Source organism: Sphingomonas sp. CFBP9019 (assembly GCF_034045155.1).
Classification (GTDB): domain Bacteria; phylum Pseudomonadota; class Alphaproteobacteria; order Sphingomonadales; family Sphingomonadaceae; genus Sphingomonas; species Sphingomonas aerolata.
The window spans coordinates 120,971-144,290 of record NZ_JAXCWK010000006.1; the positions used below are offsets into that span (position 1 = coordinate 120,971).

The 23,320-nt window shown below is 63.4% G+C and carries 16 protein-coding genes and 1 pseudogene; 8 read left to right on the plus strand and 9 right to left on the minus strand.

Annotated elements, in window-relative coordinates:
* Positions 1-54: 54 nt before the first annotated feature.
* The 3 genes from SOM18_RS17810 (at position 55) to SOM18_RS17820 (ending at position 4,903) form a co-directional block, all read left to right on the plus strand.
* Complete coding sequence (locus SOM18_RS17810) at positions 55-2,616, plus strand: glycoside hydrolase family 95 protein (RefSeq protein WP_320482106.1); 2,562 nt, start codon at positions 55-57, stop codon at positions 2,614-2,616.
* Positions 2,617-2,639: 23 nt separating this feature from the next.
* Positions 2,640-4,565, plus strand: coding sequence for an alpha-L-fucosidase (locus SOM18_RS17815; protein ID WP_320482107.1), 1,926 nt, complete (start codon positions 2,640-2,642; stop codon positions 4,563-4,565).
* A gap of 113 nt (positions 4,566-4,678) precedes the next feature.
* Complete coding sequence (locus tag SOM18_RS17820) at positions 4,679-4,903, plus strand: hypothetical protein (protein ID WP_320482108.1); 225 nt, start codon at positions 4,679-4,681, stop codon at positions 4,901-4,903.
* A gap of 430 nt (positions 4,904-5,333) precedes the next feature.
* Here the strand turns inward: SOM18_RS17820 and SOM18_RS17825 are convergent, their stop codons facing one another.
* Both SOM18_RS17825 and SOM18_RS17830 read right to left on the minus strand, forming a co-directional pair.
* Positions 5,334-5,600 (minus strand): hypothetical protein, encoded by a 267-nt coding sequence (locus SOM18_RS17825; protein WP_031439200.1) that lies wholly within the window; start codon positions 5,598-5,600, stop codon positions 5,334-5,336.
* A 63-nt stretch (positions 5,601-5,663) separates the two neighbouring features.
* The gene (locus SOM18_RS17830) at positions 5,664-6,179 is read right to left on the minus strand and encodes a ferritin-like domain-containing protein (protein ID WP_320482109.1); all 516 of its coding nucleotides are present in this window, start codon (positions 6,177-6,179) and stop codon (positions 5,664-5,666) included.
* Positions 6,180-6,403: 224 nt separating this feature from the next.
* Here SOM18_RS17830 and SOM18_RS17835 point away from each other — a divergent pair, with 224 nt between their 5' ends.
* Complete coding sequence (locus tag SOM18_RS17835) at positions 6,404-7,213, plus strand: SirB1 family protein (protein ID WP_031439201.1); 810 nt, start codon at positions 6,404-6,406, stop codon at positions 7,211-7,213.
* A gap of 83 nt (positions 7,214-7,296) precedes the next feature.
* On the opposite strand, the gene SOM18_RS17840 is transcribed toward SOM18_RS17835, so the two are convergent.
* The 3 genes from SOM18_RS17840 to SOM18_RS17850 all read right to left on the minus strand — a co-directional run bounded on the left by SOM18_RS17840 (position 7,297) and on the right by SOM18_RS17850 (position 9,092).
* Complete coding sequence (locus SOM18_RS17840; protein ID WP_152555355.1) at positions 7,297-7,659, minus strand: hypothetical protein; 363 nt, start codon at positions 7,657-7,659, stop codon at positions 7,297-7,299.
* 186 nt (positions 7,660-7,845) lie between these two features.
* Positions 7,846-8,364 carry a general stress protein gene (locus SOM18_RS17845; RefSeq protein ID WP_052149332.1) on the minus strand — a complete coding sequence of 173 codons (519 nt, stop codon included), beginning with the start codon at positions 8,362-8,364 and terminating at the stop codon, positions 7,846-7,848.
* A gap of 161 nt (positions 8,365-8,525) precedes the next feature.
* Positions 8,526-9,092 (minus strand): hypothetical protein, encoded by a 567-nt coding sequence (locus SOM18_RS17850; protein WP_031439203.1) that lies wholly within the window; start codon positions 9,090-9,092, stop codon positions 8,526-8,528.
* Positions 9,093-9,572: 480 nt separating this feature from the next.
* Here SOM18_RS17850 and SOM18_RS17855 point away from each other — a divergent pair, with 480 nt between their 5' ends.
* Both SOM18_RS17855 and SOM18_RS17860 read left to right on the plus strand, forming a co-directional pair.
* Positions 9,573-11,498, plus strand: coding sequence for a S9 family peptidase (locus SOM18_RS17855; RefSeq protein WP_320482110.1), 1,926 nt, complete (start codon positions 9,573-9,575; stop codon positions 11,496-11,498).
* A 672-nt stretch (positions 11,499-12,170) separates the two neighbouring features.
* Positions 12,171-13,973, plus strand: coding sequence for a sensor domain-containing diguanylate cyclase (locus SOM18_RS17860; protein ID WP_031439206.1), 1,803 nt, complete (start codon positions 12,171-12,173; stop codon positions 13,971-13,973).
* An 889-nt stretch (positions 13,974-14,862) separates the two neighbouring features.
* Here the strand turns inward: SOM18_RS17860 and SOM18_RS17865 are convergent.
* The 3 genes from SOM18_RS17865 to SOM18_RS17875 form a co-directional block, all read right to left on the minus strand.
* Positions 14,863-16,329: a S41 family peptidase gene (locus SOM18_RS17865; RefSeq protein ID WP_042466362.1), complete on the minus strand. Its 1,467-nt coding sequence runs from the start codon at positions 16,327-16,329 to the stop codon at positions 14,863-14,865.
* 82 nt (positions 16,330-16,411) lie between these two features.
* Positions 16,412-17,509, minus strand: coding sequence for a helix-turn-helix domain-containing protein (locus SOM18_RS17870; RefSeq protein ID WP_200874002.1), 1,098 nt, complete (start codon positions 17,507-17,509; stop codon positions 16,412-16,414).
* Positions 17,510-17,914: 405 nt separating this feature from the next.
* Positions 17,915-18,655: a glycine-rich domain-containing protein gene (locus SOM18_RS17875; protein ID WP_052380804.1), complete on the minus strand. Its 741-nt coding sequence runs from the start codon at positions 18,653-18,655 to the stop codon at positions 17,915-17,917.
* Between the two features lie 228 nt (positions 18,656-18,883).
* Between SOM18_RS17875 and SOM18_RS19430 the strand changes: the two are divergent.
* Positions 18,884-19,021: pseudogene (locus SOM18_RS19430) on the plus strand (DUF938 domain-containing protein); the annotation flags it as partial.
* A 363-nt stretch (positions 19,022-19,384) separates the two neighbouring features.
* Here SOM18_RS19430 and SOM18_RS17880 read toward each other — a convergent pair.
* On the minus strand, positions 19,385-20,278 hold the full coding sequence (locus tag SOM18_RS17880) for a Gfo/Idh/MocA family protein (RefSeq protein WP_031439210.1): 894 nt from the start codon (positions 20,276-20,278) through the stop codon (positions 19,385-19,387).
* Positions 20,279-20,529: 251 nt separating this feature from the next.
* Between SOM18_RS17880 and SOM18_RS17885 the strand changes: the two genes are divergently transcribed.
* Positions 20,530-22,812, plus strand: a complete 2,283-nt coding sequence (locus tag SOM18_RS17885; protein WP_235188257.1) for a TonB-dependent receptor — start codon at positions 20,530-20,532, stop codon at positions 22,810-22,812.
* The last annotated feature ends 508 nt before the right edge of the window (positions 22,813-23,320 follow it).

The window sequence follows — 23,320 nt, forward strand, 5'->3', positions numbered from 1 at the left end:
CGTAGCCAGGCATGACGGCGCCACCGGACGCGCCGCCATGCGGGAAGGGAAAGCATGACGGGTCAACCACCGGGCGTCGCCGACGCATTCGCCAGCGTATCACGTCGCCGCGTCATGGCAGCAGGGACCGGATCCATGTTCGCCGGGCTCTTCACAGGGCTGGGCGCCGCCGAAGCCAGCGCCCCCGGCGCGGACGAGCGCCACCGGATCACGGCGACCGAGCCCGCGAGCGAGTGGCTGCTCGGGCATCCCGTCGGTAACGGCCGGCTCGCCGCGATGATGGGCGGCGGGGTCGTACGCGACATGCTATCGCTCAATCACGATTCATTGTGGAGCGGCCAGCCCGACGTCAGCCCCGGGCATGCGGTCGGCGATCGAGACCATGCCGATCCTCGCAACCGGGATGCGCTCGCTGCGGTGCGCCGCGCCGTGTTCGCCGATGATCCGATCAGTGCCGATCAACTGAGCCATGCGCTCCAGGGGCCGTTCAGTGCGAGCTATGCACCGATGGCGGATCTCCACCTCGAGATGGACCATCGCGAAGCCCCGCAGGACTATCGCCGGACGCTCGACCTCGATCGCGCGGTTGCATCTGTCACGTATCGCTCTGGCGGGACAGGCTTCGGCCGCGACCTGTTCGCCTCGCACCCCGATGGCGTGATCCTGCAGCGCCTCACCGCGGATCGACGCGGCATGATCGATTGCCGCCTGATGCTGACGAGCAAGCTGCGCGCGACGGCGACGTCCACCGCGCAACCGGGCAGCAACCAGATCACCCTGCTCGGCAAGGCGCCGACGCAGAGCGAGCCCGATTACCGCGATGTCCCCGACCCCATTCGGTATTCGGATAGCCCCGGTCGGGGCATGGCGTTCGCGACGATCCTGTCGGTCGAAACCGATGGCGGCGCAATCACCGCGTCGGAGGGCGCGCTGCACATCCGCGGCGCCACAACCGCGATCGTCCGGATCGCAGCCGCCACAGGGTTTCGCCGCTTCGACCTGGCGCCCGACACACCCATCGCCGCGGTCCGCGCTTCGGCCGAACGCGACCTCGCGGCTGCCAGACATCATGACTATACGACACTAGTAAAGCGTCACGTCAGCGATCATCAGGCGCTCTACCGCCGCGCCTCGCTCGAACTCAACGGCACGATCGGGGACGGGGATACACCGCGTGCCGAACGCCTGTTCCAGCTCGGCCGCTATCTCCTCATCGCCAGTTCCCGTGCCGATACGATGCCCGCCAATCTCCAGGGTGTATGGAATGCCGCGGTGCGCCCGCCTTGGAGCTCGAACTACACCACCAACATCAATCTCCAGATGAACTATTGGGCCGCCGAGACCTGCAATCTCGCAGACTGCCATTTTCCGCTGATCGATCACATCGAGCGGCTCGCGGTCACCGGCGCGCGCACCGCGCGGCAATTCTACGGAATGCCGGGCTGGTGTGTGCATCATAACAGCGATTTGTGGGCGATGAGCAACCCCGTCGGCGCGGGCGTCGGCGATCCGAATTGGGCGAACTGGCCAATGGCGGGCCCATGGCTAGTACAGCACGTCTGGGATCATTACCGCTTCAGCGGCGATCGCGACTTCCTCAAGACGCGCGGCTTTGCATTGATGCGGGGCTGCGCCGAATTCTGTGCAGCCTGGCTGGTTCGCGATCCGCGAAGCGGCCATCTCACGACCGCCCCGTCGATCTCGCCGGAGAACCTGTTTCTGACCGCGGCCGGCAAGTCCGCCGCGATCTCGGCAGGCTGCACGATGGACCTCGCGCTGATCCGCGAACTGTTCACGAACTGCATCGCAGCCATGGCGGTAATCGGCGATGTCGACGGGCTCACGGTGCGCCTCGCCGGGCTGCTAAAGCAACTCGAGCCCTATCGCACCGGCCGATATGGCCAACTTCAGGAATGGGCGACCGACTTCGCCGAGCAGGACCCGGGCCACCGACACATCTCGCATCTCTATCCGCTCTATCCCGGCGATGCGATCGACCCCGTCCGGACGCCCGCGCTCGCCCGGGCTGCGCGCGCGTCGATCGCGCGCCGCGAGGCGCATGGCGGTGCCAGCACGGGCTGGAGCCGTGCCTGGGCGACCGCGGTCTGGGCCCGGCTGGGTGACGGCGCGCAGGCCGGGCGATCGCTTTCCGCGTTCATCGCCAACAGCGTCGCAGCGAACCTGCTCGACACGCATCCGGCAAAGCCACGGCCCGTATTCCAGATCGATGGCAATCTGGGCATCACCGCGGCGATCGCGGAGATGCTGCTACAGAGCCGCGAAACCGAGATCGCGCTGCTGCCTGCGGTCCCCTCGCAATGGACCAACGGTCGCGTCGTCGGGCTCCGCGCGCGGGGCGGTCACGAGGTTGCGATCGCGTGGAGCGATGGCCATGTCGACGCGACGGTAATTGCCGGCGACACGCGCCTTTCGGTCCGATTGCCGTCAGGGTTCGAATTGCTCAAGATTGTTCAGCGGGGGACGATCGTCCGGTTCGAGCAGGATGCACAGTCTATCACGTTCGAGACTGTGAAGGGCCGACGCTACGACGTCGCGCTACGCAGAACCGCTCCGGGCGCCGCCAGCAGCACGCCACGCGAGAGCGATGCCACATGACCCGAAACGTTCCAGGAGTCCCCATGTCGATCATCACCCGCCGCGCTATGCTTGCCTCGGGGCTCGCCTCCGGCCTGGCATCGACAGCGTCGTCTAGCGGCTGGGCGCGCAAGCCATCGCCCGGAACTTCACCCGCGCCCTGGGGAGCAACCCCCTCCCCGCGCCAGCTGGCCTGGCACGCACGCGAGCAATACGCCTTCGTCCATTTTTCGATCAACACCTTCACCGATCGCGAATGGGGCTATGGCGATGAAGACCCCAGATTGTTCGCCCCAACCGACTTCTCGGCGGATCAGATCGTCGGAGCGGCCAAGGCCGGCGGTCTGCGCGGGATCGTCCTGACCGCCAAGCATCATGACGGATTCTGTCTGTGGCCGACGATGCTGACCGAGCATTGCGTCAGGAACAGCCCGTTTCGTGACGGCAAGGGCGATGTGGTCAGCGAATTCGAGCAAGCGGCCAGGCGTGCCGGCCTCGACTTTGGCCTTTATCTGTCGCCCTGGGACCGCAATCACGCCGAATATGGCCGCCCTGGCTATCTCGACTATTATCGCAAACAGATCGTCGAACTCTGTACGCGCTACGGCCAGCTGTTTGAATTCTGGTTCGACGGCGCCAACGGCGGCGACGGCTATTATGGCGGCGCCCGCGAGACACGAAAGATCGACTCCGAGACCTATTATGACTGGCCGTCAATCTTCGCCTTGGTGCATCAGCATCAGCCCATGGCCTGCACCTTCGAACCGCTGGGGTCCGACGTGCGGTGGGTCGGCAATGAGGATGGTGTCGCCGGCGATCCGTGCTGGCCGACCATGGCTAACCGCAAACCGAGCCAGGCGGACGGCAACGCCGGTCTTCGCAACGGCGCCTTATGGTGGCCCGCCGAAACCAACACCTCGATCCGCCCGGGCTGGTTCTACCACGCCGACGAGGATGCGAAGGTCAAGGATCCCAAGCGGATGCTGCAATTGTTCGACGAATCGATCGCACGCGGCACCAATCTGATCCTGAATCTGCCACCCGACCGGCGCGGCCGTCTCGCCGATCCCGACGTCGCCATTCTGCAGTCATTCGGTACCGCGCAGCGTGCGACGTTCGCGGACAATCGTGCGACTGGCGCGATCGCGTCGGCCGATCACATTCGCGGGCCGGGCTTTGCGGCGGCCAATGTGCTCGATCAGAATCCTGAAAGCTATTGGTCGACCCCCGACGCCGTGCATACGCCGAGCCTTGTCCTCGACCTTCCGCCCGGCCGCAGCTTCGATCTCGTCCGGATCCGAGAGTTCCTGCCGCTTGGCGTCCGCGTCGACCGCTTTGCGATCGACGTCGATCGCGGCAAGGGGTGGTCGGAGATCGCATCGGGCACGTGCATCGCCGCCCAGCGCGTCGTCCGCCTGCCCGCGCCCGTCGTCGCACGACGGCTGCGACTGCGGATCGTCGCCGCACAGGCGTGTCCGGCGATCAGCGAGATCGCGCTGTTCCGCCAGATCGCGCCGATCGCGGTCGCGCTGCCCGCCGCGCGTAGCCGCGATGTGCTGCAGCCCTCCGAGATATCGATCGTCTCGGCATCGGGACAGACTGCCGGCGCCGTGCTCGACAATGATTCGAACACAGTCTGGCAGGTTCCCGTTGCGTCGACGGCGGATCGGCCGACCGTCACATTCAAATTGACCACGCCTCAGCACTTGGCTGGCTTCATCCTGACGCCCTCGCGCGCGGTGATGACGGATACCGCGCCACCGAAACGGTTCCTTGTCGAGACAAGCCTCGACGGGAAGACATGGGTCAAGGCGGCTGCCGACGAGTTCTCGAACATCGCCAACGCGCTCTCGCCGCAGCGCATCGTGTTCGATACGAAGGTTAACGCTGTCTACGTCCGCATGACCTTCATCGGTCTTGCATCCCCCAGGAGGCATATGGCCATCGCCGGCATCGACCTTTTTAGGTAGAGGGCGGCAGGCGCGATACGTATCCCGCCTGCCGCCGACGGTTATCTGCGGATGAACGCGAGGATGTCGGCGTTGATGACGTCGGCGTGTCATGCGGATAGCCTGGATAGGTCTTGAGCCTGCCTCCCATCGGGTACCAGTTCCGGCAAGGGGTGCGACCTGATCATCTTCGCCCTGATTACCGGCACAGGCTGGTCGGCGATGCGCGCGACCGGGCGTTGCGAGACTATTGGAAGAGCGAATCCAACTTTGTCGATGTCGATTCGACCGCCAGCAGCTTCGATCCGAAGACGGGCGAGCGACGCCTTTCGATGACGGGTAAGGCGCGCATGGACTGAACTTCAGGCTGGATCCAACCGACGGGATGACGATCGGCTATTGTGCTGATTTGACCCGCGACGCCGCGCCCGACGGTGCCGCGCCGTACGCCGTCCCCTAGCCACAGCATACGCGCACGGTGGAAACGATCCTGTTGCCGCAAGAACGATATCGCCAGGACAGTCGCGGGCACCGAATATCGCCGCCGTGTCACGTTAAAGGGCAGCGTGTTCACCGCGAAGCGCACCCGTCGACGAGTTCGCAGCCTATGGCGTATCGCCCTGAGATGGGTCGCATCGCCGTTGCTTATGATCGCCCACCCACGCGTAGATCACAGTATCAGGACCGGTAGGACGCTCGACGCTGGAAGTGGCGGTCTTGTTCAGGACAGCAAATCTGTGTCCCCTGCCCTCAACAAGAGGCACAATTCCCGAGCTGGTCGGGGCAGTTTCAGTGCTCGTTGGAACGCCGGTCTTCGGCAGGCGTATAATAGCGCGCGATATCCGCTTCGGTGAGGGCATGACCGCTCGACTCTTCAACAAGCGCGGCGATTTCGCCATTGGTCTTCCCGGCGTTGCGCAGCTGCTCGATCTCGTCGCTTACCATGTTGATGAAAGCGGGGACCGGGAACCGTTCCTCACCCAGGCCCAGCGCATCACGCATGTGTTTTTGCGCACGCAAGGCTTCGGGAAGCGTGAACGCGATATCATCAGCCATCGAACGTGCCTTTCATGAACTAGATTTGGTCGGGGGGCATTGGGCCCCCCGACACCGAAACGCTTATGCGGTGACCGCTTCCGCTTTGACGTTCACGCTCGACGTTGCCATCGCGGTCAACTTGTCGTCGGTCGCATATTCCTCATCGAGCGTTTCTTTCAGGATCGCAGCGATATCGGCGCGGCCGAGCTGGTTCGCCCAAGCGATCAGCGTGCCATAGCGCGTGATCTCGTAATGCTCGACGGCCTGTGCCGACGCGATCAGCGCGGCATCCAGAACGGCTTTGTCCTCGATCTCGCCGGCGACTTCGTTGGCTTCCTTGATGATGCCGTCGATCGCCGGGCAGGTCACGGCTTTCGCCTTCTCGCTAAGCAGGTCGAAGATCCGCTCGAGGCGCGTGATCTGCCCTTCCGTCTCACGCAGATGGGTTTCGAAACCCTGCTTAAGGGCTGGCGCCGTTGCCTTGGCCACCATCTTTGGCAGCGCCTTGGTGATCTGGTTTTCCGCGTAATACACATCCTGCAATTGGTGCAGGAACAGGTCGTCGAACGTCACGATGTCTTTGGAAAACAGGCCCATGATAGTATCCTCGCTAAGCAAATGGCTGCGAAGCAGACTGCTCCGGCACCGCCGCAACGCGCCGGCTCCGGGGTAAGTTTCGTTCGGGTCAGCGCAGCCTCCACGCCAGTCCGATCGGTGGCGGCCTGTTGATCCTCGACGCCGATCCGGTTGTCGCTCGGCTGATCATGCCGGCAGTCAAGTCGGGCATAGGAACGATCGGAAGAGCCCCCATCTAGCGTCTTATGACCAATAGCATTCTTCATCTCGGGCTCATGGAGGACGGGGAGATCGAGCTCGATCTGGCCGCCCTTGAACTCGCCGCCCTCGATCATCCCGGTATCGATCTAGACGACTATATCGACGAGCTCACTGGCATAGAATTGGCCCTGCGCGCTGCTGACGACAACGCAGCAGGCAGCGTCGCTCAGGCCCAGACGCTGCGCAGCGTCATGGTCGAGGATTTCGGATTCTCCGGCGACCGCACGCACTACGACGATCCTCAGAACGCGGACCTGATCGCTGTCATCGATCGACGGCTCGGTCTGCCGGTCAGTCTGTCGATCCTCTATGTGGCAATGGCCCGACGGCTTGGATGGTCGGCGATGCCGCTCAATACCCCCGGCCACGTCCTGGTCCGCCTTGGCGACGCACCGGAGGCGCTGATCATCGATCCCTTCAATGACGGTCGCATCGTCGCCCCCGAACAGGTGGAAGCCTTGTTGGAGCAGATGACGGGCCAGACACGGTTTTCCGACGGGATGCTGCCCCTGTCGAACCGATCGGCGCTTGTTCGACTGCTGCTCAACCAGGCGGCCCGTGCCGAGCAGGCAGGCAATCCCGCGCGCGCGCTAGTCCTGTACGACCGCATGACGATCGTGGCGCCCACGCACGCCCATGGTTGGTGGGAGCGAGCCAGACTTCAGCTGGTCGCAGAAGATGTTGCCGGCGCCCGCAACAGTCTTAGCGCGATGCTCGAGATTTCCCGGGACGACGATTTGCGCCTGCAGGTATCGGCAGCGCTCGATGCCCTTCCCCGGCCGACGCCCTCGTGAACGTCGCGGTGGACCGGCTCTACCCCAAGCGCTCCTTGGGAAGGCCTCTGCCCGCGAGAAGATCGTCGAGCTCTGGGATACTATTAGCTCGCCGGCTTCGTGATCCCTGGTAGCTTCGCCGCGCGGAGCTTGCTCAGCAGATCGCGTGATTCCACGGGGGCCGCCTGTTTGAACAGGCTGAACAGCGCGCCATCGTCCAAACCGCTGATGTCAAACCCGATCGACAAGGCAATAGGCTGACGAAGACGAGCACCGGGCTGCGCCTCGAGGACAAGCACGAACCACTGCATGCCAACGGGGGGGTGTCCGATATTTTCGGCGAACTCCCCTGCAACCGCTTGGCGTATCCGGATGCGTCGATCTGGATTATTGTTGAACCAGGCCGCGTCCCCGTGCGTGGCCACCTCTGCGATGCGGTCGTCAATCGAGCGGGGTGTACTGATCATCATGAGGTCCTGACATACGCCATTGCGGGGCGGCCTGTAGCGGGCCCGGTCGCATTGGCAAATGGCGCGATGCGCACACAGGTTCGGCTCAGGCGCCGCGATACTTGCCTTCGATGCTACCCAATGCCGAGACGGGGCGCCCCCTTAGGAACGCCCCGTCTCTTCGAGCCAGCAAATCAGAGAGGATTACGCCGACGCGACCTTGGCACGCGTCGATGTGTGACCGCCGGAGCGATACAGCACATCGGCTGCGTCCTCGGGAGCGACCCCTGCCCCGGCGGTATCGACCGACACGAACACGCCACCTTCGTTGATGCGCCCCTCATAATAGCTGGCATCGACCCGGCTGACGCCATGGTCCGTCATGACTTTTTCCAGCCCCCCGACGGCGCCACCGAGCGCCGCACCGACGACGGCTGCACCGGGGATCGCTGCCGACGCGATCGCGCCCGCTGCAACGAGAGGGCCGACGCCGGGTATTGCGAGCGCCGCGATACCGAGCAGGGTCCCGATACCAGCGCCGGCTGCGACCTTGCCGACAAACTCCTGCGTGTCGCCGTTGCCGTCTGTGGTCGTGTTCTTGCCATTGTGCTGCGCCACGACCGAAATCGCGCTGTCGCTAATGCCCGCAGCGCGCAGCTCTGAAACGGCGCGCTCTGCATCGGCGTGATTGTCGAAAACGGCTGATACGAGGGTCGTGCTCATGATGATTCCTGTCGACAGTTCGGTTGCTCACGGATCTAGAAGCCGTGTCGAAGGATGATCGTTCCGGATATTGAGGGTTAGCGAAGCGGTAACCATGAATAGCAGCGTCGCGACACAGGACGCTGTGAGCGGGATAGACCATGCCCGTAGGCAGCTGCGACTTAAGTGTCGCTTTTTCCCTTTCGCCATTGTCGCATCGCGGCGTCATATCGTTGACGCTCGGCTTCGACTGCAGCCTCTGCCGCGCCGACGTCTGCGCGGTGTTGCTCTTCAAGCTCACGTCGATCGCGGGCCAGCTTTGCCTCCCGGTCCGCCAACCCCTTCATCCTGCCGTCGTAGTCGGCCGTCACCGTTTCAAGCGCAGCTTCCGCCGCCTCGAGCTTCGCGCTGCTCGGCTTCGGTTTCGGTGCAGACTTCGGTTTTTGCGGCTGTTTGGACGTTTCGGGGCGCGCCGAAACATCTCCCCGCGCTGTCCGCAGTTCGAGGGCCGGCATGGCCTTGATCTGCTCCGCAGTCGTGCCGCGAGAATGCTTCACGACCAGGCCTGGCGAGGCCAAAGGCTCAGCGGTCAGCGCGGGGTCTGTGACGAGCTCTGCTATGCCTCGCGCGAACAGGTCGCGCTCGCTGCCCCAGGCCTCGAGGGCAGCCTTCTGGCTCGTTGCGGCGACATAGGCATCATTGAAGCCAGCGGCCGTCCTGTAAACCTTCAGCTTTTGCGCACGAGCCATGCGATTTGATACCGCGCTATGTGCTGAAATAGAAGTTGGCGCCGGTCGCCCTTCCGGTACCGACGCCAAAGCCCACCTCCGGGCTTACCGGACATTGAATCTCGCTCGGCTGTTTGTGGCATCGTCGGTCCGATCACGACCTGCCTAGATATATTAACGAGAAGCGCCGCCATGGCTACGCATTCCATCGATGCTGAAGTTAGCAGGTAACTGTGTCGGCTTGCGTCGAGAAGCGGCTGGAACTGCGATAAAGACCATTTTTTTTGGCTCAAGCTGTAGGCGACGCTTGCGATCATCGAGCGTTCTATTGTTGAGACGCAAATCGCACTCCCTGCGATGGACGCGAGATGTTCGCCGATCGGCTGAGGATAGAATCGGGGCGATAAATCACGATGTCGATCACGCGAGACCGCTAGCAATTCAGCCGACCCGCTGTACCCGCCCTTGACCTAACGGTGCCCGGCGACCGACAACCGGCGAATGATCAAGCCTCTCGTCGCAACCGTCGCGCTGTTCGCGCTCGCTACCGGAACCGCAGCGCAGACCGTGCCGACGCAGCAGGTCGGCAGCGCCACGCTCTCTGGCGTGCCCAATATCCCCGTCGAGGTGCGCGAGGCGGTGCAGCGCTATCAGAATAGTCGGGCGGCGCAGTTCGAGGATTGGCTGCCGGACGGCTCGATGCTGATCGCCACGCGCTTTGGCGCGACGCAGCAATTGCATCACGTCGCAACCCCCGGTGGCGCACGCACACAGATCACGTTCGGCGCCGAGCCGATTGCCGCCGCGACGACGATCCCCCGCAGCGATCGTTTCGTGATGACGCGCGACACGGGCGGTGACGAGTGGTTTCAACTCTATACGCGCGGCCTCACCGGTGTAGCCACGCCGGTGACCGAAGCCGGCACCCGCAACCAGTCGCCGGTTTTCAGCAAGGATGGCGCGCTGATGGCATGGGCGCGGGCGACCAAGGGAAGCGCCGCTTATGCAATCCTGGGGGTCGACCCAAAGGCGGGCGGCAACCCGCGCTCGCTTTACCAGTCCGACGGCGCGGTGGCGCCCGCCGATATCGCGCCCGACGCTGCGCGGCTGATATTTGTGCGCAGCCTTTCCAACCGTGAGGACCAGCTGTTCGAGCTGGATCTTAAGACCGGCAAGGCGGACCGCATCGCGCCGAAGGCTGACGCTGCCGTCTATGCCGACCCCCGCTATCTGCCGGGCGGACCGAAGCTGATCGCCATCTCCGATTCCGGCAGCGACACGCGCCGACTGGTCGAGATCGATATCGCCACCGGCGCGCAGACGGTCCTGACGCCGGACCTTAAATGGGATGTCGAGAGCTTCGATCTGACGGATGACGGGCGCGTGCTCGCCTATTCCGTGAACGAGGACGGCTTCTCGCGCGTGGTGGTGCAGGATCGGGTCACCCGCCGCGCGCTACCACAACCGGTGCTGCCGCGCGGCGTCCTGACCGCGCTCAGATTTTCGCCCGACGGCAGGAATCTGGCGATTGGCCTGACCTCGGCCACTTCCGCCGGTGACGTCTGGAGCTGGGGCGTGACCGGAGGCGGCCTGACACGCTGGACCAAGTCGGAGCTGGGCGAACTCGATCCCGCCACGCTTGCCGAGCCCGAGCTCGTACGCTTCAAGTCCTTCGACGGCCTGTCTGTCCCGGCGTTCGTCTATCGACCCAAGGGCTTGCCGGCAGGCACGCGGACGCCGGTGATCATCGACATCCATGGGGGGCCGGAAGCGCAGACGCGCCCGATCTTAAACTATGGCGCGCAATATTTTGCCGATGCGTTGAAGGCGACGGTGATCCTTCCCAACGTCCGCGGCAGCGACGGCTATGGCAAGCGCTACCTCAACCTCGACAATGGCGTGAAGCGCGAGGACTCAGTAAAGGATATCGGCGCCCTGCTCGACTGGATCAGCACACAGCCGGGCCTCGATGCAGGCCGTGTCGCGGTCTATGGTCAGTCCTATGGCGGCTATATGAGCCTTGCCGTCATGACGCATTATTCGGACCGGCTGGTCGGCGGGGTCGAGCGCTACGGCATCAGCAACTGGAACACGTTCCTCCAGAACACCGAGGCCTATCGTCGCGACAATCGCCGCGCAGAATATGGCGACGAGCGCGATCCGGCGATGCGCGCGGTACTAACGCGGGTGTCGCCGTTCACGAATGTTGCGCGGATCACCAAGCCAATGTTGGTGATGCAGGGTGCCAACGACCCCCGTGTACCCCAATCGGAATCGGACCAGATCGTGGCGCGCCTGCGCGCAAACGGCAACGAAACTTGGTATGTGGTGTTCGCCGACGAAGGGCACGGCTTTTTGAAAAAGCCGAACAACGATCTGCGGCGCGAGGTGGAAACCGTGTTCTTGAGGCGTCTGTTTGAGCGGTAGCGTTGGGGGGATAGGCCTGGGCGTAATTTGCCGCGCGCCTTTGCGATGTTGACGCACAGGCAGACTTTGATGCCGCTGCTTCAGCTGCTTGCGCTCAGACATCGGTTTAGGTTGGCGCGCCGTGCCCCTCCGTCGCTTGCGGTACGAACACCGAGAACGCCAGCGTGCCGCCTGCGATCATAAGGATGCCCCGGAACGTCAGGGGCCGGCCGTGCGCTCGCCCTGCCCGGCTCATCACTGCGCTTGCCGCCGCCCCCTGGCCCACGAGCATCTGCTGAATCTGTTGCAGCGTCTCAGCGTGTCCGCGGGCGAGGCTGGCATTGGGCACGGTGCCCAACACCGCCGCCCCAAGCGTGCTGCCAGATTTCGGGGAAACAAGTTGGAGTCCGTCGTGGCCCCACGCTCTGCGAAACCCACGCTGCCCTGGATCAGCTTGAGGCGCTGAAGATCCGCGGCGGCCGGTTTCTCCGCCGCAATCTTTACATAACGCCGCGTTGGCATCCCCAAGGGCGGGTGCGCAAATCAGACGGCCTGCTCTGTTTCGCATGGTGCCGGCCAAGTCTCGCTATTGGCGATGGGGCTCAACACCAGAAGTTTGGAGCGGGCTTCACAACCGATTGAAAATACACCAGTCCTTATGACCTGTTAACCGTCGCCTCCTACATTTTGCGCATGAACCGAATAGCCCACCGTGTAACCGAGCTCACACGTTTTGCAGCGCTACCGATCGCCACAGGCGTTGGTTACTATCTGGCGGCCTTCGCGTCCCTCTACCTCACCCGCGGTGCTGACGGGATCGCGATGCTGTGGCCGCCCAGCGGCATTCTGTTCGCAGCCTTACTGGTCGAACCTCGGAATCGCATCGTGTGGCACATAGGCGCCGCTGCAATAGCCAGTCTCGCTGCCAACCTCGGCGGCGGGAATGGCGTCCTGCTTTCGATCGGTTTTACGCTCGCTAACGTGTCCGAGTCCGGATTTGCGGCATGGCTTTTACGAAACCGAACGCGGCGTCGTGATTCATTCACCGATCCAAAGGGCTTGGTCTGGTTCTGCATCGCCGCAGCGGCCGCGGCAGCGTTGAGCGCGACGATCGCCGCCTGCGCGACGACGGCTGTCGGGATCAGCTTCTGGCTTTCGTGGTTCACGACTGATCTGCTGGGGATCTTGATCGTTGCCCCGCTCATCCTGATTGCGGGCCGAGCCTTCTATCGCAAAAGGTTTCGCGATGGCCTGGCAGCAGCCCCGCAAGCCGTCGCGATATTTCTGCTCGTGGCCAGCGTGTCGATAATCGCTTTCTCTCAGGTCAACTACTCGCTGCTTTTCCTGCCGATGCTTGCAGTCCTTCTGGCAGCGTTGCGAATGGGTCCGTTTGGCGCCGCCGGAAGTGTGTTGCTCGTTGCCACGGCCAGCTCACTCGCCCATATTTTCGGCTCTGATCCGCAGGCGATAGCCGACGGTCAGGCGTACGCACGTAGCATCTTTCTACAATTCTATTTGCTGGCCCTGTTCGCGGCCGCCCTGCCGATTGCCGCCTTGCTTGCGACTAGACAACAGCTGATCGATAGCAACGCGAACAAGCTGCGGTTGCTCGAGCTGGCCGAGGGTGCGGCTCATGTCGGTCATTGGCATCTCGATTTGTTGACGCAACTCATAACATGGTCGGACGAAGTCTTTCGCATTCATGGTGTGGAGACCCGCGTTCCGCCGTCACTCGACACCGCGATAGACGCCTATCACCCTGACGATAGGGATGCGGTTTCGGCACATATCGGGCGCTCCCTCGAACACTGCGTGGGTTTTGAATTCACCGCTCGCATCGTCCGCCCCGACGGGGAGGTACGCCATGTGTTTTCGAAGGGTGAGATTGACCGAAACGGCGTCAATGAGTCGGTTGGCCTGTTCGGCATTATCCAGGACATAACGACCCAGGTTGCGCACGAAGCCGAGATGGAACGGGCCCGCATTCGTGCTGAGACTGCCGCCCGCAACGCGATAATTCTGGCCGAGACGGACCAGCTTACCGGAATTGCAAACCGGCGCCGCACCAGCTTCGTGCTTGAGCAGACGTTGCTGCTCGCCCGCGAAACCGGGCACCCAATGTCCGTCGCGATGTTCGATATTGATCACTTCAAGCGCATCAATGACACCTATGGACATCACACAGGCGACGAGGTGCTGAAGAGGGTGGCAGCAGGCGCTGCCGCGGAACTGCGCAGCGGCGATACCATTGGCCGCTTCGGCGGTGAAGAATTCGTGATCGTGTTACCGGACGCCGCAGCGGATGCGGCAAGCAAGGTCGCCGAACGGGTGCGTCATGCGATCGGCACGGACAACTGTACGCCAGGCGTCACGGTGAGCATTGGCGTGGCAGAAATGGCGCCTGGGGAGAGTTGCGATGCGCTGCTGAGACGCGCCGATGACGCGCTGTATGTTGCGAAGAACGAGGGTCGCAACAGGATGCGGCTGGCCGCCTAGCGAAAGTCGTCCGTAGACGCAGCCGTACTTTCAATGTCTGTCTCAATTGCGCATTCGCGAATGGCCTGTCGGCGACAAGAAACGGGAGAGATGGCGCTTAACGAATGGCCGTTATGGGTTGCCCGTATAGCCACTCTGAACGTCCGGTATTGGGCGCTAGCTACCGGTCCGCTTTGCAGCTGGTAAAATCCAATAGATGACACTCAGATCAGCCTACCCGCTTCCCACAATCGCTGCTAATTCATGTTCCAAGTTTGACCGCTTCTCGGTTTTCATGGCGCATGCTGGTAGGTGCCTGCTCACCGTCGTCGCGAGCAGCCGGACCAGTTCCGGCTGCATAAATGCAAAACTGTTCATTACGTCAAACAAATCGCGCGCTTGTCTGCCAGAGCCACCCGGATTTGAAGCTGGAGCTTGCTCCGATGCGCCTTCCTCATAACGAAGATCAGGTCGACCCGGCTGACCATTTCAGCCTTGAGCGAGTTCTCAGCGTCATGGTTAGGACGCGCGTCGGGTCCGAACGCGGTGGCGGCTCTCCCACCGATCGGTCCTGCGACTTCTAGAAACGGCTTAAGCTTGCGTCTCTCCCGATCGGAACGCCTGGCCCGTCCGTCAGAAGCGCAGCCAAGGCACCCTCAAGGTAGGTAAGCGCGGCGTCATCCAGCGCCTAGGCGATGAGTTCGGCCCCGTCCTCGTCGAGGCAGAGATCGGGGGGTCTGATCGGATCTCGCAATCATGCTGATGAAGGTAGTTAAGACCTCTATCTTGGTCGACCTCCCGACGACTACGGCAGCGGTGCGCCAGACCCGGACATTCGCAGTGGTTCCCGCTTACCAGCTCCGGTCGTTCGTTCATCCCGAACGCAAGCGCTCGGAGCCGCCGCCATTCGTCACGCAAGTGCGCGGATCAACTGGCCATCCGTGCCCTTCGCGATGTCTGCCCGCGTGATCGGGATTGCTATGTCCGGCTTCACACCCCGGTCGGGTTGCGGGGTCGTCGGAAACCGGCCGATCAGCGGCAGGTCGGCTTCCAGCCCGGTCGCAGGCAGTCGCACGAAGTAGAAGCAGCCACCGTTGATCCCGCGCCGGTTGCCGCCGGTCGTCTCACCGATCAGCGTTGCAAGGCGATTACGGCGGACGAAATCGGCGAACTGGAACGTCGCCGAACTGTTTTGCGGGCCGATCAGAACGCGCACGTCGCCCTCATAGCGTGTACCGCGCGGTCTGATCGGGTCCACCCGGTCGCCTTGCGCATCGAGCCGGAGGAACCGGTCGCTGATCCTGGTCGCATTCTCTCCCAGATGATCGAAACTGCGGTCCCACGTGTCGAGCACAGGCCGCAGGTCGTCGGGCACGGTGCGGTAGCGGACGAGCCTCTGGACCTCCTCGAACGGCGTCTCGCGTTCTACCAGCCGTTCGGCAAGCGCGTTACCGCAGTCGAGCCCCCCCTCGTTCGCGCGCAGATCGACGACCAGTCGCGGCACCCGCTCGGCGACCAGCCGGTCGACCGCCTGATCGAGCCAGCCGCGCCAATCCCACTTGCTATCGTAGAGACCCCAGCTCGGCATCGACAGAAGCGCGGCGTCGCCACGCCGCTCGATCGTCCAGACCGGCGTGTCGCCGCTCGCATCGACGCCGGCGTGCGCGGTGGTACGGCGCTGCGCCAGCGAGACGCCAGCAACGGTCGCGGCACGTCGCCGTCCGGAGGGGTCCTCCACCGTCAGCTGATAGCGGTCCTGCCCGAACAGCATCGAGAAGAAGATGTCGAAGGTCTCGTAGCGGTCGTCTCCTTGGACCGAGAGAAGGCGGCGACGCTTGGCATCGTTGTGCCCATCCGCACGCGCGAGCGGCATGAGCGCGGCGAGAATGGCGCTCGCGGATCGGCCGTTGACCGCCAGGATGCGGCTTCCCGGCGAGATCCCCGTGGCGAATGGATCGGCCGTGACGACCATCGCGTCGCCGATCCAGAGGAAGTCGAACGGCAACCGATCCGCTGCTCCGAACAACGCGACGGCGATCTCGCGTCGCTGGTTGTAGAAATTGGCATAGCTATGGCCGCAGCGCACGGTCGCGAGAAAGCGCGACAGCGTGAGGTAGAACGCCCGTAGCGTCATGGGGATGGCCGCCGCCTGGTCCAGCGCTGTGAAGCGGGCATCGATCTCCCGGGGCGTATTGTAACGGTGGATGCCGGGGTGGAGCTCGGCATATGCCCTGCGCAGTAACGCGACGTCCTCGCGCATCGCCGCGGCGCGGAGGAGCGTCGGACTGGATGAGGTCCGGGCGAGCAGCGGCGAGGCTGCAAAGGTGGCGCCGAGGCCGCCGAGCACGGTGCGGCGGGACGGTGGCGATGCGGTCATGTCGGCTCCGACGTTATGGATACCCCCTTCAAGCATGGCCGAGCGCGTACGCGTCGCCTCATCATCGCCCATGCCATGCGATTTATCGTTTGTGAGACGCCCGATACGCACTCGGTGAGCGACCATAGCGCCGCTGGAAGGCGCGGTTGAAGCTTGCCTTCGACGAGAACCCGGCGTCGAGCGCGATCGCCAAGACTGGCCGGGAATCATCCGCCGCCAGTGCCGCGGCCACGTCCTCGCAGCGAAGACCGTTGACGAAGTCCGAAAAGCCGACGCCCAGCCCCTCATTGAGTGCGCGCGACACATAGGTCTCGTTGGTCGCGAGCAGGCTCGCCAGCCGCCGCAGCGTCAGCGCGTCGTCGCGATACCACCCGTTATCGCGGATCCGCGTCGCCCATTCCTCCCCTTGCGCCTGCCAGTTTCGAACGGCGGGTGATCGCACCTCCGGATGCTCCAGTGTGTCGAGCGCCGGAAACGGCAACGCGAGATACCGCCATCCTGCGATCCCGAGATACAATGCGAACCCCGCGATCGCGGCGTAGAGCGGCATCAGCCCCCTATAGCCGAGCGGCTTCACCGCATCGACCAGCAGCCAGCCCGCCCAGGCGATCGCCAGCAACGGATAGGCGACGGCGGTGCGGCTGAGCCACGCCGTCGCGAACCGCGCGTCGTCGCTGCGCTTTTGCGACAGAGCGTCGCGGTAGCCGTGCAACAGCCGGATCGTCCACGCGCCATAGACGACGAAGCTGATCGCGAGCAGCGATGCGACGATCGCATTGCCGGTCGTGAAAGCAAGATCCGCCCAGTAATGCTTCAGCGGCGTCGGCAGGAGGAAGGCGGCAGCCTGATAGGCGAACTGGATCGCGCCCGGCAGCAGGTGTCGCCATGCCGCGGGCGACCAGCGGCCGGTGACGAGAGCATAAGCGTGAAGATAGAGGAGCGGCGGGACCAGCAGCGCGTTCGAGAAAGGCGCGAAGGTCAGCCACCACCAGCGATCGTAAAAGCCGGCAAACCCGATCAGCCAGGGCACGAAGACGCCGGTCATGACGATCAGCAGCGCGGCGAGCGCGCGCGCCGCCAGCCGGTTGTGGAACGACGCCGACAAGCCGACCGCCAGCGGAAGCAGAATTGCCGCTGCCACCGTGAGGACAGCCGTGCGCCAGCCAAAGACCAGATCCATGACGGTCAGCGTAGCTTAGCCGACACCCAAAGCTAGAGATCCCATTTCGGAAGGAGGCCAGTCGCCTCACCTGCGCACATCCGAGCACCCCCTCAGCGCTTGCACAGCTTAAAACTTGCGGCTCACGGCCGCTCGAAAGACGGGATGGCAAAGACCCAGAACCACTCGTGCAGCAGTGTCTTTGAGCAGGCCGAAAGCGGACATCCGTTCACCTCTGCCGCTCGTGAGCGAATATCAGGACGCAGTGCGCGTGGCGGCAAATCCCGCGGGCCCCACTCCGGAGCAAAGGTAGTGCGAACAGCTTTACAGTATTCGGGTTGGTGCTGGCGTGCACCGCCATCGACGCGCATGTCTCGCTTGGCGGCGGTGCGCCCCTCCTCGTCGCCCGTTGCAAGACGGGGTGGGTCATGAGCACCCCCCGCCGCATCCCCCGCCGCACCCGCCATCGCTGCTACCGTGCCCGTCCGAGCCGCAAGCGTCACCGTCGAAATTCAGATCGAAACGACGACCCGCTGTGCCGGCCTTTAGTCGCGCACCTTGGATCCATGTGACGATCGCGACGGCAAGGAGGAAAACGGCAACCAGCGCCGCCATATCTTGAACGATCAGGACAACCAGGCCGGCGCAAGTGAACCCGACCAACGTCGTCTCTTCCGCGCCCAGAAGTACCTTTCTGGTCCGGTCGATCCGCTGGAAATTTCCCGAGAATCGTTCCGAGGGATCGGGCCAAACATCTGCGGGCGGCGCAGCACCAAAGGTGTCCCGGTATAAATTGAGCGTATGCGCGTAGCGGTCACGATAGTGCTCGCATTGCTCGGGGCCACCCGATGTCGGTTCGTGATGGATATCGCGCGCGACGATGTCGCGGCAGAGGCCGTGCCAATAATCGCGGGTATAGGCCATATGCAGATGCCACGCCTGATCAACCGCGTCCGACGGCGTAAGCTGCTCGTCGCTGATCGCGACCAGCGCGAGGAAGCGACGATATTCCGTCGCGACCCGGTCTGCAAACGACCCGGTCCATCCGTTCTCTGCGGCCAGCCTCCCTTCGAAGCTGAGGGCTGCAACGGGCTGGCCGATGCTCAGGGTCTCGATCCTCCCAATGAGAATCCTTCGCGCCATATGCGCGGGGCTGTTCGGTTCCATATCCCACTACATTAGTATGGTATTGTTGCAGGATCGTGACGCCGATGGCAATCGATCGATCCGGAACTCGCCGCCCGCACCTCGATCGTTGCGTGATGCTCCGAGGTAGACAATGTCCGACCGCCACTCGGCCTCGACACTGCCGTTGCAGGCTGAGCGATCGCAAGCGCGGCGCCGATATCGTGCATCAACATGGTCCATCTCAGCCTGTAGTCGGCGACGCTCGGGTTTCTCGCCGGGGCGGCCCGCCTGTTGCGAGCGGGCGATCCATTATTCCTGCACGGCCCCTTACACCGTGAAGGTCAGCCGACCGGGCCGTCCAACGACGCGTTCGACGCTTCCCTGAAGACACGCAACCCGTTCTAGGGCTTACGCGACGGCGTGACGGTGATCGTAGCAGCTGACGGGTCCACGCCGGCTCGTGTTGTCCAAATGCCGGCCAATAACCCTTGGGTCGTTCTGCAACGCAATTCGCTACAGACCTGGCCCATGGCAGTCCGAGGGGCTGCCGCCACGCACGACCTTTCTTCCACCTACGACCCACAAGCTGACGTTGCAGGGCATTCCCCCCGCCGAGCTGCGGACACTCATTCAATGAGGTTTCCGGCTAAGCCACTGCATGCCGCCATTTAGGCGGTTGTCGGCACTGGCGTACATGGAGTGGGGGCGACCTTGTCGGTGCGCGCTGTGCGCCGAGGCCTTCAAATTACGGAACGCGTGTCCGAGACTTCACGCCTCCGCGTGACGGACGATGGCCTCGCAAACTTCATGCGTTGCGAGAATAGCGGCGGCATCGACCGGCCTTCGCTCACGCGCCGCAAGCAGGAAGTCGTCGCACATCGCTTCAAAGCCGCGTTGCTGTCCTACCGAGACCCAATCGCCTCGTCGATGTAAGCGCTGTGTCCCGCTCGCGTCGACGCGATCAGCAAGGTTCAGCACGGTATGACGGGCCCCACCGCCAATGAGGTCGAGGCGTTCCTCGTCGAGCCCGCTGTTACGATGCATTGTGCCGATGGCGGTAAACCCGTCGCCTGCGAGCGTGAGGGTGATCGTGTGGAGCATGCCGTCTACGATATGGGTTTCGATGTTGCGTCGGCAAACCGGTCCTGGGGCCAGGAACAGCAGCGTATCGACGACATGGATGAAGTCATCGAAGACGACCTTCCGCGGTTCGCTGGGTTGCCGGTAGCGGTGCTTTTCGAGGATGATGAGGTTCGCGTCGACGCCTCGCAATGCGACATAGTCTGGCGCAAACCGCCGGTTAAAGCCGACCATGAGCGGAACGTCACGGTCCGTGGCCAAGGCGACGAGCGCTTCGACATCGCCGAGATTATCGGCGAGCGGCTTGTCGACGAAGGTCGGGACGCCTCTCTCAACAAGGTGCCTGACAAGTTCGCCGTGTGCCTGCGTCGACGCGTGAACGAAGGCGGCGTCGAACGACATGGTGGAAAGCGCATCTGCAGCGCTGGTGTGCCGATGCGCGATACGAAACGAGCGGCCGAGCTCGTCGAGGACGCTCGCATCGCGCGTCGCCAGGTGAATGTCGAGATCAGCTCGCGTCGACAGAACCGGAAGATATGCTTTGCGCGCGATGTCACCCAGCCCGATGAGAAGCACGCGCATATCTATTCCCCGGTCCGGCACGATCGCCGCGTCTGCCGGGCCGCAATAGCTTCACCATTGCGCTCTCCGCAACCAATCGGCGGGGATGACTGCGGCGCCAACTGGGGCAAAGATGTCGCGGTGCGCCGCAAAAATGCTTCGCCGTCGATCGTGTCTCTTGCCGCACGTTGCAGTGATGTTACCGGTCGGGGACGGATCCGGGCCACACGGATCGACGCAGGAGGATGTTCGAAGCCCAAGGGGGACCATCCATGATTCGCTTGCCCGTTCGTACGTCTGCCATCGCCCGGCTGCTGGCCGCCAGCGCGCCGTTATTCGTCTGTGCCACACCCGCGGTCGCGCAGGACCAGGCGCCGACAGGGCAAGCCGTCGGCGATCCGTCCGGCGAACAGGGCGTTGGCGACATCGTCGTCACGGCAACCCGCCGTCGGGAATCGTCGAAGGATGTGCCGCTCGCGGTCACCGCGATCAGCGGCGAGAAGCTCGACGTGCTCAACTCGAGCGGCCTCGACATCCGGTTCCTTGCCGGTCGCACGCCGAGCCTTCAGGTGGAATCGTCGTTCGGCCGCACCTTCCCGCGCTTCTACATCCGCGGGCTCGGCAATACCGATTTCGATCCGAACGCCGCACAGCCGGTGTCGGTGGTGTATGACGATGTCGCGCTTGAAAATCCGATGCTGAAATCCTTCCCGGTATTCGATCTGCAAAGCGTCGAAGTGCTGCGCGGGCCGCAGGGCACGCTGTTCGGGCGCAACACGCCAGCGGGCGTCGTGAAGATCAATTCCGCCAAGCCGGATCCGGACAAGGCCTCGGGCTATGCGACCGGATCCTGGGCGACCTACAACACGATCAACGGCGAGGCGGCGCTGAACCTGCCGATCGGCAACGGCTTCGCATTCCGTGCATCGGGCCTGATCCAGTCGCGCGACGATTGGGTCACCAACGATTCCACGACGGGCAATGCCGATCGCAAGCTCGAAGGGTACCGCGATGTCGCCGGCCGCTTCCAGCTCGGCTATACCAGCAGCGACTTCAACGCCTTGCTGAACGTCCACGTCCGCGACCTCACGGGCTCGCCGCGCATCTTCCGCGCCGGGCTGTTCAAACCCGGCACCAACGACTTCAACACCGGCTTCGACCCCAAGCATGTCACGCTCGACGGCTATACCAGCCAGAGCCTGACGCAATGGGGCACCAACCTGCGGCTCGACTATCACCTCGACGGCATCGGCACCTTCTATTCGGTCACCGGCTATGAACAGGCCAAGGTCGAGAGCACCGGCGACGTCGACGGCGGCAACAGCTACCCGTTCACGGGCGGCACGATCGGCGCGATCGGCGTCGGGCTGTTCCCGTCGAACACCGGTGGCCTAACCAAGCCCAAGGAGTTCAGCCAGGAACTGCGCTACGCCAGCGAGGACATGAACGGCATCCGCTTGCAGGGCGGGCTGTATTATTTCTACCAGACGCTGCGCTATCATCAATATGACTATGCGTTCGGCGGTACCGGATCGCGTGCGACCGACCTGACGCAGGACATCTTCCACGACAATCGCAACGAGAATTACGGTGCGTTTGCATCGATCGAGGCGAAGCCGACCGAGCTGCTGACCTTGCGCGCGGGCGTCCGCTATTCGCACGACTATCGCAACGACCTCGTGACCGCACCGATCCCCGGGACCGGGATCAGCGACACGCTGCCCGCGCGTGCGGTCGTCCGTGGCTCGAACGTGACCTGGGACGCAAGCGCAACCTATGAGCTGACGCCCGCGATCAACGTGTATTCGCGGCTTGCGACCGGCTATCAGGGGCCGGCGATCCAGGACCGCGTGACGTTCGGCAGCGTCCAGAGCACCGCTCCGAAACAAACGACCTTTTCGGGCGAGAGCGGCTTCAAGGGGACGCTGCTCGACCGGAAAGTGAACTTCTCGCTCGACGCCTATTGGTACAGCACCAAGGACCTGCAGATCACTGCGGTCGGCGGCAGCAGCAACTCGGCCCGGCTGATCAGCGCGGACAAGGCGATCGGCTATGGCGTCGAGGGCGAGTTCGAGGCGCGGCCGGTACCCGAATTGTCGCTGACCGCGAGCGGCAGCTACAATTTCACCGAGATCCGCGATCGCTCGATCGGCGTGGGGGTCTGCGCGACCTGCACCGTGCTCGATCCGATCGTGAACGGGTTTGCGATGATCGACGGCAACGATCTCCCCCAGGCGCCACGCTGGATCGCAAACTGGACCGCGCGCTACGGGATCCCGCTCGCCAATGGCGGCGAGGTCTATGCCTATACCGACTGGGTCTATCGCAGCCGCATCAACTTCTTCCTGTACGAAGCGGTAGAGTTCACCGGCAAGTCGTCGCTCGAAGGCGGGCTCAAGGTCAGCTATAAATCGCCGCAAGGGTATGAGGTCGGCGCGTTCGTGCGCAACATCACGAACCAGTATCGCAGCATCAGCGCGATCGATTTCAACAATCTGACGGGCATGATCAACGAGCCGCGGATCATCGGCGGCCAGTTCAAGGTCGCGTTTTAAGATAAGACGCCGAACTGGGCACCTTGCGCGCAATCTTGGTGCGAAAGTGAGCGTCGCGAACCCGAACTCCTCGAAAAGGGCCGTCGCAAGCGCGGCGGCCTGATCCAGCGCTGCCGTCGAGCCGCCGGCAACGGCCGCCAGTCGGACGGAGATGGCTTCGAGCACGTCATCACAGGTAGCACGGTCGGTGCCAGCGTGGTCGAAGAGCGCCGATGCAAGCGCGGCTTCGTCAGGAAGGGTATCATTCTCATCGACCAGGCCAACATGCATCAGATCTTGCGGGTGCCCAATTGCCATCGAAGTGGGTGAGCACTGCTCTATCATTCGGATCGACTATTTCGACGATGCGTGATGCTCTTGGTCATGGCCGACCGAACGCTCTTTTTCGTCTGGATGACCCTGACCAAGAGCTGGAACTGCGTTTTGCGGCGCACTCCCTTTGCGTCTGTAGTCTTGCGAAGGGGCGGTTGGGCGCTACCAATGCCGTCAGGACAGATTGGGGAGGACC

Coding starts and splice junctions, on each gene's coding strand:
- SOM18_RS17825 (WP_031439200.1), bottom strand. CDS start 5,600: ATGGCTGATGATATCGCGTTCACGCTTCCCGAAGCCTTGCGTGCGCAA.
- SOM18_RS17885 (WP_235188257.1), top strand. CDS start 20,530: ATGATTCGCTTGCCCGTTCGTACGTCTGCCATCGCCCGGCTGCTGGCC.
- SOM18_RS17850 (WP_031439203.1), bottom strand. CDS start 9,092: ATGGCTCGTGCGCAAAAGCTGAAGGTTTACAGGACGGCCGCTGGCTTC.
- SOM18_RS17870 (WP_200874002.1), bottom strand. CDS start 17,509: ATGGATCTGGTCTTTGGCTGGCGCACGGCTGTCCTCACGGTGGCAGCG.
- SOM18_RS17880 (WP_031439210.1), bottom strand. CDS start 20,278: ATGCGCGTGCTTCTCATCGGGCTGGGTGACATCGCGCGCAAAGCATAT.
- SOM18_RS17835 (WP_031439201.1), top strand. CDS start 6,404: ATGACCAATAGCATTCTTCATCTCGGGCTCATGGAGGACGGGGAGATC.
- SOM18_RS17840 (WP_152555355.1), bottom strand. CDS start 7,659: ATGATCAGTACACCCCGCTCGATTGACGACCGCATCGCAGAGGTGGCC.
- SOM18_RS17855 (WP_320482110.1), top strand. CDS start 9,573: ATGATCAAGCCTCTCGTCGCAACCGTCGCGCTGTTCGCGCTCGCTACC.
- SOM18_RS17845 (WP_052149332.1), bottom strand. CDS start 8,364: ATGAGCACGACCCTCGTATCAGCCGTTTTCGACAATCACGCCGATGCA.
- SOM18_RS17860 (WP_031439206.1), top strand. CDS start 12,171: ATGAACCGAATAGCCCACCGTGTAACCGAGCTCACACGTTTTGCAGCG.
- SOM18_RS17830 (WP_320482109.1), bottom strand. CDS start 6,179: ATGGGCCTGTTTTCCAAAGACATCGTGACGTTCGACGACCTGTTCCTG.
- SOM18_RS17875 (WP_052380804.1), bottom strand. CDS start 18,655: ATGGAACCGAACAGCCCCGCGCATATGGCGCGAAGGATTCTCATTGGG.
- SOM18_RS17810 (WP_320482106.1), top strand. CDS start 55: ATGACGGGTCAACCACCGGGCGTCGCCGACGCATTCGCCAGCGTATCA.
- SOM18_RS17815 (WP_320482107.1), top strand. CDS start 2,640: ATGTCGATCATCACCCGCCGCGCTATGCTTGCCTCGGGGCTCGCCTCC.
- SOM18_RS17865 (WP_042466362.1), bottom strand. CDS start 16,329: ATGACCGCATCGCCACCGTCCCGCCGCACCGTGCTCGGCGGCCTCGGC.